The 9,957-nt window shown below is 63.7% G+C and carries 8 protein-coding genes; 5 read left to right on the forward strand and 3 right to left on the reverse strand.

Annotated elements, in window-relative coordinates; translation table 11 throughout:
• The 3 genes from RWT78_RS24490 to RWT78_RS24500 form a co-directional block, all read right to left on the reverse strand.
• Positions 1-1,024 (reverse strand): glutamate decarboxylase (locus RWT78_RS24490; protein WP_314681550.1); only part of this gene is annotated, 1,024 nt, incomplete at its 3' end.
• 142 nt (positions 1,025-1,166) lie between these two features.
• Complete coding sequence (locus tag RWT78_RS24495; RefSeq protein WP_314681551.1) at positions 1,167-1,931, reverse strand: sensor domain-containing protein; 765 nt, start codon at positions 1,929-1,931, stop codon at positions 1,167-1,169.
• Positions 1,928-2,854, reverse strand: coding sequence for a hypothetical protein (locus RWT78_RS24500; RefSeq protein ID WP_003941753.1), 927 nt, complete (start codon positions 2,852-2,854; stop codon positions 1,928-1,930). The genes RWT78_RS24495 and RWT78_RS24500 overlap by 4 nt, the downstream gene beginning before the upstream one ends.
• Positions 2,855-2,922: 68 nt before the next feature.
• On the opposite strand from RWT78_RS24500, the gene lspA reads away from it, so the two are divergent.
• From lspA to dnaE, 5 genes are all read left to right on the forward strand, one after another.
• Positions 2,923-3,609 carry a signal peptidase II gene (lspA, locus tag RWT78_RS24505; RefSeq protein ID WP_003941684.1) on the forward strand — a complete coding sequence of 229 codons (687 nt, stop codon included), beginning with the start codon at positions 2,923-2,925 and terminating at the stop codon, positions 3,607-3,609.
• The gene (locus tag RWT78_RS24510) at positions 3,606-4,532 is read left to right on the forward strand and encodes an RluA family pseudouridine synthase (RefSeq protein ID WP_003941679.1); all 927 of its coding nucleotides are present in this window, start codon (positions 3,606-3,608) and stop codon (positions 4,530-4,532) included. The genes lspA and RWT78_RS24510 overlap by 4 nt, the downstream gene beginning before the upstream one ends.
• Positions 4,529-5,212 carry a hypothetical protein gene (locus RWT78_RS24515; protein WP_003941695.1) on the forward strand — a complete coding sequence of 228 codons (684 nt, stop codon included), beginning with the start codon at positions 4,529-4,531 and terminating at the stop codon, positions 5,210-5,212. Before RWT78_RS24510 ends, RWT78_RS24515 begins: the two co-directional genes overlap by 4 nt.
• Positions 5,209-6,162 carry an EamA family transporter RarD gene (gene rarD, locus RWT78_RS24520; RefSeq protein ID WP_399552190.1) on the forward strand — a complete coding sequence of 318 codons (954 nt, stop codon included), beginning with the start codon at positions 5,209-5,211 and terminating at the stop codon, positions 6,160-6,162. The genes RWT78_RS24515 and rarD overlap by 4 nt, the downstream gene beginning before the upstream one ends.
• A gap of 99 nt (positions 6,163-6,261) precedes the next feature.
• Positions 6,262-9,798 carry a DNA polymerase III subunit alpha gene (dnaE, locus tag RWT78_RS24525; protein WP_003941755.1) on the forward strand — a complete coding sequence of 1,179 codons (3,537 nt, stop codon included), beginning with the start codon at positions 6,262-6,264 and terminating at the stop codon, positions 9,796-9,798.
• Positions 9,799-9,957 lie beyond the last annotated feature (159 nt).

A 9,957-nucleotide genomic window follows, 5' to 3' on the forward strand; every position in this document is an offset into this window, starting at 1 on the left:
TCGCGCGATAGCCGTCGTGGCCGAGACGCAGGAACAAGTAGAACTGCAGGATCACCTGAGCGCCGGGGCGCGAGAAGTTCAGTGCGAAGGTCGGCATACTGCCGCCGAGGTAGCTCACCTTGAAGACGAGGTCGTCGGGAAGTAGATCCTGCGATCGCCAGACCACCCATCCGAGGCCGGGATAGACGAGCCCGTACTTGTGCGCCGAGGTGTTGATGGAGTGGACGCGCGGTAGTCGGAAATCCCATTCGAGTTCGGGCTGAAGGAACGGTGCGATCATCGCACCGGAAGCGCCGTCGACGTGGATGGGGACGTCGAGTCCCGTCTTCGCCTGGATCTCATCGAGTGCCTTCGAGATTTCCAGGACCGGCTCGTACATCCCGGTGTAGGTGACGCCCATGATCGCGACGACGCCGATGGTGTTCTCGTCGACGTACTTGTCCAGATCGTGACCGTCGAGGGTGCGGTGTTCCTCGCTGATCGGCACGTAACGCGCTTCGACGTCCCAGTAGTTGCAGAACTTCTCCCAGCACACCTGGACCGCGGAACTCATGATGAGATTTGGCTTTTCGGTCGACTTGCCCGCGGCTTTTCGTGCGTGCTGCCAGCGTCGTTTCATCGCCAGGCCGCCGAGCATGCAGGCTTCGGACGAACCGATCGTCGAGGTGCCGATTGCGTCCTTGGGGGAGGGTGAGTGCCAGAGATCGGCAAGGATGCGCCAGCAATAGGTTTCGATCGCGGCGGTCTGTGGATACTCGTCCTTGTCGATCATGTTCTTGTCGAACGACTCGGCATACAGTTTGGTGGCGTGATCGTCCATCCACGTGCTGACGAACGTCGCGAGATTGAGCCGCGCATTGCCGTCGAGCATCGTTTCGTCGTGGACGATCTGATACGCGGTCTCGGGAAGCATGCCGTCGGGTTCGAGTGTGTACTTCGATGCAACCGAATCCTCGCCAGGCCTCGAGAAGATCGGATTGACGGCTACGTAATCGGTGTGATCTGACCTTCTGGGTTCCGGCATGAACTCTGGCTCCTCACATCAGTGTGTCGCGTTGGTCTGTTTCGTACCTACTCTCACCGTTCAGTGTGGACGGGCAGTTGTCAAAGGGTCTGTGGTCCCGAATCATTCGCGAAAGGCCGAGACAGGACGAATCCGCTCGTAGTCAGGGCGTTTGTGCGCGCAGGCGATCTGCGGCGGCCGATGCCATCGAGGGGAGAACATCGGGGGCGATCGGACTCGGCGCCGTCGCGGACAGCTGAGTCAACGTCGTCCCGACTGCGGCCACGATCGCGTCGGCAACCAAGGTGAAACCGCCACTCTCCGTGATGATTCGGAAAGCGAAAGACGCGTCGCCGATGTTCGGGTCCGACGCTCCGCCGACGCGATAGGTGATTGTCGTTCCGTCGGCATCGGTTCCCGAATACTCCGCACACCCAGCCAGCGTGGTCTGAAGTTTCTCGAAAGCTGCTGCTGCCGCGGTGCCGTCGGCGTACGAAGCAGAGTCCTGATCGATGCTCGTGAAATCGGGGCCGGTGAACATGTCGGAGAGGTCGGCGACCGATCCGGGAGCCTGGGTGGCTATCGGCGCCAGAACCTGGGCGCAGACGGCGGGGTCGGTGCTCGACTTGTCCGCCTCCGAATTTTCCGGCGCCGGTGCGAGGCCGAGGTCGTCGACCGGGTCGGGAACTACGTCGAAGTCGGCAGGTAGCTCGGACAGGGTGAGCGCGGCTCGTTGCAGGCCGTCACGGTCGAGAGGCGCCCCGCTCAGCGGTGCGGCCGGAGCAGCCGTGAACGGCGCCAAGCCGACCTGTGGGGCGGAAACCTGCGTAGTCGTGTCGGCGCCAGGCGAGTCGTCCGAGCCGCAACCGGTCACGACGAACAGTGCCGCCGTTGCTGTCAGGCCCAGTGCGAGCGACCGGCGTGTCACGATTCCCACCGAATGCTGTTGGAGATGGTCTGCCGGATCACCGAGGAGCTGTCCGGATCGCCGTATGCCTGGTCGCCGCCGACGGTCATCTGTCCGTCGATCGGCAAGGGGAGTGAGAGGTCGACGGTGAGGTTTCCGGAGCCGGCCATGACGTACTGATCGATGTTCAGCGTTCCGGCGTCACCGGCCAGGTTCCAGACCGGACTCTGCGGGGTCTGCGATACGTCCACCGCGAGCGAAAGCCGATTGCCCTCGCGCGCGGTGAGCGTGACGGTGGTTGTCTGATCGAGCAGGATTTCGCTGCTGACTTGCTGCCGAACCACCCAACGTGCGCCGACACCGACCGGAGCGTCGGGGAGTGCAACGGTCCGGTAGACCGCTTGGCCCAGCGCTTGTTCGATTGCAGCGCGGGCAGCATTGGCCGAGTTGGCGGAGGGCTTCAACCGTAGGGCGGTGATGGCGCCCGAATCCGTGACCGACAATCCGGCCGCAGACCCGTCGGCCCCGCTCAGCGCAGCCTGCAGCGTTGCATCGGGCGAGGTCATCGACGACAGCGTGAGGTCAACGACTGCGGTCGGATCGTCAGCGGTCACGTTTGCCGAGAGCGGGATCGTGATCTCCGGCGAAGAGAAATCCTGCGCCGGTTGTTGATCGATCTGCTGACTCACGACGGCCTGGGTGACGAGCGTCGCCGTCTGCGTGGTGCCGACAGGCAAGTTCGTACGCAAAACCTCGCGCGGCTCGCTTCCCGCCTCGAGAACTTCGACCGTCGCGGCGGTCACCGGAACAGTCACCTCACTCGGCGAGGAGGTCGGGGTGTTCGGAGGTTGATCCGAGTCGCCGCAAGCGGTGAGAACGGTGGTGAGAGCGAGGGCAGCGAGGGCGAACGGAACGCGTCGGCCGGTCGTGGACAGCAGTGGCACGCGCTCCAGGCTAGCCGCAGTTGCAGAGTGCGTGACCCGGTGCGGTGAACATGAGGGATGATGGTTGCGTGAGTACAGACCACCCAGACCGAGATGTCAACGCGGAGGATCAGCCGATTACCGAAATCTCGAAGGCCGACGAGCCCGAAACCGTGAAACCGGAAGCCGTGAAATCGGAAGACGGTGACCTGGCGGTTGCGCCGGTCGAAAAGCCCCGCCGGCTGACCATGCTCATTGCCATCGCCGCTGTCATCCTGCTCTCGGACATTCTCACGAAGGTGTGGGCAGTCGCCGCGGTCAAACCGGGGCAGCCGATCGAAATCATCGGTGACGTGGTCACATTCACGATGGTGCGCAATCCGGGGGCAGCGTTCTCGATGGCGACGTCGATGACGTGGATCCTCACTCTCGTCGCAATCGGTGTGGTCATCGGTGTGATCAAGATCGGTCGCACGCTCCGATCACCGTGGTGGGCGCTCGGTCTCGGCCTCGTTCTCGGCGGCGCGCTGGGTAACCTTGTCGACCGATTCTTCCGCTCTCCCGGAATCATGCGCGGACATGTGGTGGATTTCGTCTCCGTCGGCTGGTGGCCGGTGTTCAACATCGCGGATTCCGCGATCGTCTGTGGCGCGATTCTGCTCGTCGTCCTGACACTGTTCGGCTTCGAACCCAACGGTGAACGCCTGCGTGATCACAAGGCGGACGACAAGAAGCTCACCGAATCGAAGGCTGCAGCCGAGGGAGAAACCAAGTGAGGGAATCCCGTTCGATGCCCGTGCCCGACGGTCTCGATGCCATGCGCGTCGATGCCGGCCTCGCGCGCCTTCTCGGACTCTCGCGCACCGTGGTCGCGGCACTCGCGGAAGAAGGCTCGGTACTCGTCGACGGTGTGGCCGTCGGCAAGTCCGATCGTCTGACCGCAGGGTCGTGGCTCGAGGTAGTCCTGCCCGAACCGCCGCGGCCCCTGACCATCGAGGCGACACCGGTCGAGGGAATGGAGATCCTCTACGCCGACGACGACGTCGTGGCAGTCGACAAGCCCGTCGGAGTTGCCGCGCACGCCAGCGTCGGGTGGACGGGACCGACCGTCATCGGCGGACTTGCCGCGGCCGGTTTCCGCATCTCGACGTCCGGTGCCCACGAGCGTCAGGGCATCGTCCACCGTCTGGACGTCGGAACGTCGGGTGTCATGGTGGTTGCCACATCCGAGCGCGCGTACACGTTGCTCAAGCGCGCTTTCAAGCAGCGGACCATCGACAAGCGCTACCACGCTCTCGTGCAGGGACACCCCGACCCGAGCAGCGGAACGATCGACGCGCCCATCGGACGCCATCACGGGAACGACTGGCGATTCACGGTCACGGCCGACGGCAAGCCCAGCGTCACGCACTACGACACCATCGAGGCGTTCCAGGCAGCGAGTCTGCTGGACGTGCACCTCGAAACCGGTCGCACACACCAGATCCGTGTCCACTTTTCGGCGTTGCGCCATCCGTGCTGCGGCGACCTGACCTACGGTGCGGACCCTCGACTTGCCGAAAGGCTCGGCCTCGAGCGCCAGTGGCTGCACGCCGTGTCTCTTGGATTCGCACATCCGGCGGACGGTCGCTGGGTCGAGATCAAGAGCAAGTACCCGAAGGATCTCGAACACGCACTCGAAGTTCTCCGGTCCTCATGACACCGCGCGGGCTTACCCCCGCGCCGGCCGTCGTCGCGGTGGTGGTCGGTGTGGCGGCGGTGGTGGGCGTGGGGTTCGCGAATCCCGTGCCGACCCCGCCGATCACGACGGACACTCTCGGTCCGGACAGTGGGGAAGCTGTCCCGGACTACCTCGACCGAGCGCGAGATTCCGTCGCGTCGGTCGCTGGGCCGGTGTGGGCGTTGGTCTCGTTCACGAAGGCGCTCACCGTCGACGAGGTCATCACGTCGACCAGCAGTGTTCAGGTGCCGGGCGCTGAGGTCTCGGGCGTTCGCGTGTCCAGGGTCATGTTCCGAGTCCCGATCGAGCGCGTCCAGACGCCGCTCATGTCGGTGCCCGTTCCCGACAACGACGAATCAGTGCGCAGATCGCCCGGGGTTGCAGCCACGCGACTGGTCTCGCTCGGCGGCGACACCGATCGTCAGCAACAGGTGGCGCTCGCGTCGGCGAAGCAATTGTCCGCCGGGTGCGCCTGCGCGGTGGGCGTGCTGGTGCGAGCTACTCCCGAAGGACTCGAAGCGATCGAACATGACTCGAACGTCCGTGCAGTGGAAGCGTTGCCGTCCGACGCCTCGCCGTGGTTGGCAGCCGTCCGTCCCTTGCTGCCGGAGTACGTGGACGTCGTTGCTCCCGGCCCCGACGACGGTCCGGTCCCGTGAACTCCGGTTCTGTGAACAAGGACGAACGCGCTAGGTCCGGTTCGTCCTCGGGGATCTTCTACGGTGTGGCGGCGTTCCTGTTGTGGGGAACGTTCCCGGCATTCTTCGGGCTACTCGACTTCGCCGATCCGGTCGAGATCCTGGCGCACCGGGTGGTGTGGACCCTCCTGTTGATGCTGATCGTGTTGGCCTTTGCCGGCCGCCTCGGATCGCTTCGCGGAATCAGCGCACGCACCTGGCTGCTGGTGACCGCGGCATCAGCGGCGATCGCGGTGAACTGGGGGACGTACATCTATGCCGTGGTGTCAGGCCGCGTCGTGGAGGCGGCCCTCGGGTACTTCATCAACCCGCTGGTCACTGTTCTGCTCGGCGTCGTGATCTTCCGCGAACGATTGCGCCGCGCTCAGATCGCCGCCCTTGTTCTCGCTGCAACGGCAGTTGTCGTGATCACGGTCGACTTCGGGAAACCCCCGATCGTCGCTTTGCTGCTCGCCGGCTCGTTTGCCACCTATGGGTTGGTCAAGAAGGTGGTTCCGCTCGATCCTCGAACCAGTTTGACTGCCGAGGGCGTCGTTGCCGCACCGTTCGCGGTCGGCTACCTCGTGTTTCTCGGCCTGACCGGGGCCGGTGCATTCATCAGCAGCGGTACCGGGCACAGCCTGTTGCTGCTTGCCGCCGGCCCGGTCACCGCGCTGCCGCTGCTCCTGTTCGGCGTCGCCGCTCAGAGAGTTCCGTTGGCGACGATGGGCATGCTGCAGTACCTCACTCCGGCGCTCCAGATGGCGTGGGGTGTGGCCGTCATGCACGAGGACATGCCGGCCTCACGCTGGATCGGCTTCGTTCTGATCTGGGCTGCACTGGTGATCTTCACGACAGACACCTTCGTCGCCGGTCGACGTTCGCGGCGTTCGGTGAGGTCGAGCGCCGAACCCGAGGTTCCGGTCACGTGACCGGAGGCGGCGCACGGCGACTCCGCTACGTCGGTCGCCGGTCGTGTCGGCAGCGCGGCATACACTCGATCTCGCTCCCAGACCTTCAGAGAGGCGCACGTGGCTGACTCGTTCGTACATCTTCACAATCACACCGAGTACTCGATGCTCGACGGTGCGGCCAAGGTCGGCGCCATGTTCGAGGAGGCCGCTCGTCTCGAAATGACCGCTGTCGGCATGACCGACCACGGAAACATGTACGGCGCCAGCCAGTTCTACAACGAGGCAAAGAGCGCCGGCATCAAGCCGATCATCGGCATCGAGGCGTACATCGCACCCGAGTCTCGCTTCAACACAAAGCGAGTTCTGTGGGGCGATCGCAGCCAGAAGTCCGACGACGTCTCCGGTAGCGGTGCGTACACGCACATGACGATGGTGGCCGAGAACGCGACCGGACTCCGCAACCTCTTCAAGCTGTCGTCGCTCGCGTCCATCGAGGGCCAGCTCGGTAAATGGCCACGGATGGACGAGGAGCTCATCGCCGCGCACGCCGAGGGCATCATCGCGACCACGGGTTGCCCGTCCGGTGAGATCCAGACGCGCCTTCGTCTCGGCCACGATCGGGAGGCTCTCGAAGCTGCCGCGAAGTGGCAGGAGATCTGGGGGCCGGACAACTTCTTCCTCGAACTGATGGATCACGGTCTCTCGATCGAGCGCCGTGTGCGAGAGGGTCTGCTCGACATCGGCAAGCAACTCGGTATTCCGCCACTTGCCACCAACGACTGCCATTACGTCACCAAGGACGCCGCCGAGAATCACGAGGCGCTGCTCTGCATTCAGACCGGCAAGACGCTCTCCGACCCCACTCGCTTCAAGTTCGACGGCGACGGCTACTACCTCAAGTCCGCTGCCGAGATGCGCGCCATCTGGGACAACGAGGTACCGGGGGCATGCGACAACACCGTTGCCATCGGCGAGCGTGTGCAGTCGTACGAGGACGTGTGGGCGTTCCACGATCGCATGCCGATCTTCCCGGTCCCGGAGGGTCACACGCAGCAGACCTTCCTGCGCGCCGAGGTGATGCGCGGGCTCGATCGCCGCTTCCCTAGCGGACCGCCGCAGGAGTACCTCGCCCGCGCCGACTACGAGATCGGCGTCATCAACGAAATGGGCTTCCCGGCCTACTTCCTCGTGGTCGGCGACCTGATCAACCACGCCAAGGACGTCGGGATCCGTGTCGGGCCCGGCCGTGGATCGGCTGCCGGTTCGTTGGTGGCCTACGCGATGGGTATCACCAACATCGACCCCATCCCGTACGGGTTGCTGTTCGAGCGATTCCTCAACCCCGAGCGTGTGTCCATGCCCGATATCGATATCGACTTCGATGATCGCCGTCGCGGCGAGATGGTTCGCTACGCGACGGACAAGTGGGGCAACGACAAGGTCGCCCAGGTCATTACCTTCGGCACCATCAAGACCAAGGCTGCCATCAAGGACTCGGCTCGCGTCCAGTTCGGCAAGCCGGGCTTCGCCATCGCCGATCAGATCACCAAGGCACTCCCGCCGCCCATCATGGCCAAGGACATCTCTGTCTCCGGTATCACCGATCCGAAGCACGAGCGGTACAAGGAGGCCGTCGAGGTTCGAGCACTCATCGACTCCAGCCCGGACGTCGCGAAGATCTACAAGACCGCGGTGGGTCTGGAGGGGCTGATCCGTAACGCCGGTGTGCACGCCTGCGCGGTCATCATGTCGTCCGAACCGCTCACCGACGCAATCCCGGTCTGGAAGCGCGCCCAGGACGGCGCCATCATCACCGGGTGGGACTACCCCTCGTGTGAAGCCATCGGCCTGCTCAAGATGGACTTCCTCGGTCTGCGAAACCTCACGGTCATCGGCGACACGCTCGAGAACATCAAAGCCAACCGCGGCATCGACCTCGACCTCGACACGTTGCCGATGGACGATGCGGCAACATACGAACTGCTCGCCCGCGGCGACACTCTCGGTGTGTTCCAGCTCGACGGCGGCGGCATGCGCGAGTTGCTGAAACTGATGCAGCCCACCGGATTCGGCGACATCGTCGCAGCCTTGGCGCTGTATCGACCGGGACCGATGGGTGTGGACGCCCACATCTCGTACGCCAAGCGCAAGAACGCCTTGGAAGACGTCAAGCCGATTCACCCCGAGTTGGAGGAGCCGCTCGCGGAGATCCTCTCGGAGACGTACGGCCTGATCATCTACCAGGAGCAGATCATGCAACTGGCGCAGAAGGTGGCCGGGTACACCCTGGGTCAGGCCGACTTGCTGCGTCGCGCCATGGGTAAGAAGAAGCTGTCCGAGCTGGAAAAGGCCTACGCCGGCTTCCGGCAGGGCATGTTGGACAACAACTTCAGCGAAGCGGCCATCAAGGCGCTGTGGGACACGGTCCTTCCCTTCGCCGGCTACGCGTTCAACAAGTCGCACTCCGCCGGCTACGGACTCGTGTCGTACTGGACTGCGTACCTCAAGGCGAACTACCCGGCCGAGTACATGGCAGGTCTGCTCACCTCCGTCGGTGACGACAAGGACAAGTCCGCGATCTACCTCGCAGACTGCCGCAAGTTGGGCATCACCGTTCTCCCACCGGACGTCAACGAATCGCGAGTCGACTTCGCGACCGTCGGCGACGACATCCGTTTCGGTATGGGGTCGGTCCGTAACGTCGGCGCCAACGTCGTCGCCTCGATCATCAAGGCGCGCACCGAGAAGTCGAAGTTCACCGATTTCTCCGACTATCTCGGCAAGATCGACGCGATGGCTTGCAACAAGAAGGTCACCGAATCGCTCATCAAGGCCGGTGCTTTCGACTCGTTGGGTCATCCGCGCAAGGGCCTGATGTTGGTCCATGCCGACGCCATCGATTCCGTGATGAGCACCAAGAAGGCGGAGGCGATCGGACAGTTCGACCTCTTCGGTGGTGCCGAGGCGGACGAGTCGATCACCTCGGTGTTCGATGTCAAGATTCCTGACGAAGAGTGGGATTCCAAGCATCGCCTGGCGCTCGAACGAGAGATGCTGGGGCTGTATGTCTCCGGTCACCCGCTCAACGGCGTCGAGCACATTCTTCGGCAGCAGTCCGACACGTCCATCGCCGCGATACTCGAAGGCGGCGTTCAGGACGGTGCCCAGGTAACTCTCGGCGGCATCATTGCCTCGGTGGACCGCCGGGTCAACAAGAACGGTCTGACCTGGTGCATCGTGCAGCTCGAAGATCTCGTGGGTGGAATCGAGGTGCTGTTCTTCCCGCAGGCGTACGCCGTGTACGGAATGGACATCGCGGAGGATGCCATCGTGTTGGTCAAGGCTCGCGTCTCGATCCGAGACGATCGGATGTCACTGATCGGCAACGACCTTGCGGTACCTGATATTTCGGCGATCGGGGTTGCGCGTCCGCTGTCGGTCTCGCTGCCGCTTCGGCAATGCACCAAGGACAAGCTCAGTGCTCTCAAGCAGGTGTTGACCAGGCATCCGGGGACGTCCGATGTCCATGTCCGACTGATCGGCGGAACCGAAATCAGCTTGTGGAAGGTCGACGACGTCCTTCGGGTCGAACCGTCCTCGGCACTGATGGGTGACCTGAAGGCATTGCTCGGACCGAGTTGCCTGACTGTCTGACCGCCGAGCGGACCTGAACCGAACGAAGGGACCTTGCTGCTGATGCAGCAAGGTCCCTTCGTGGTTCGCGGGAGTGCGGTGATCAGGTGGTGCGTGAGTAGTGCACGCGCCGTACCCACCACGTGACTACAGCGGCCGTTGCGGCAGTCAGTACGGCCA

It is taken from the genome of uncultured Rhodococcus sp. (genome assembly GCF_963525155.1).
Classification (GTDB): Bacteria; Actinomycetota; Actinomycetes; order Mycobacteriales; family Mycobacteriaceae; genus Rhodococcus_F; species Rhodococcus_F qingshengii.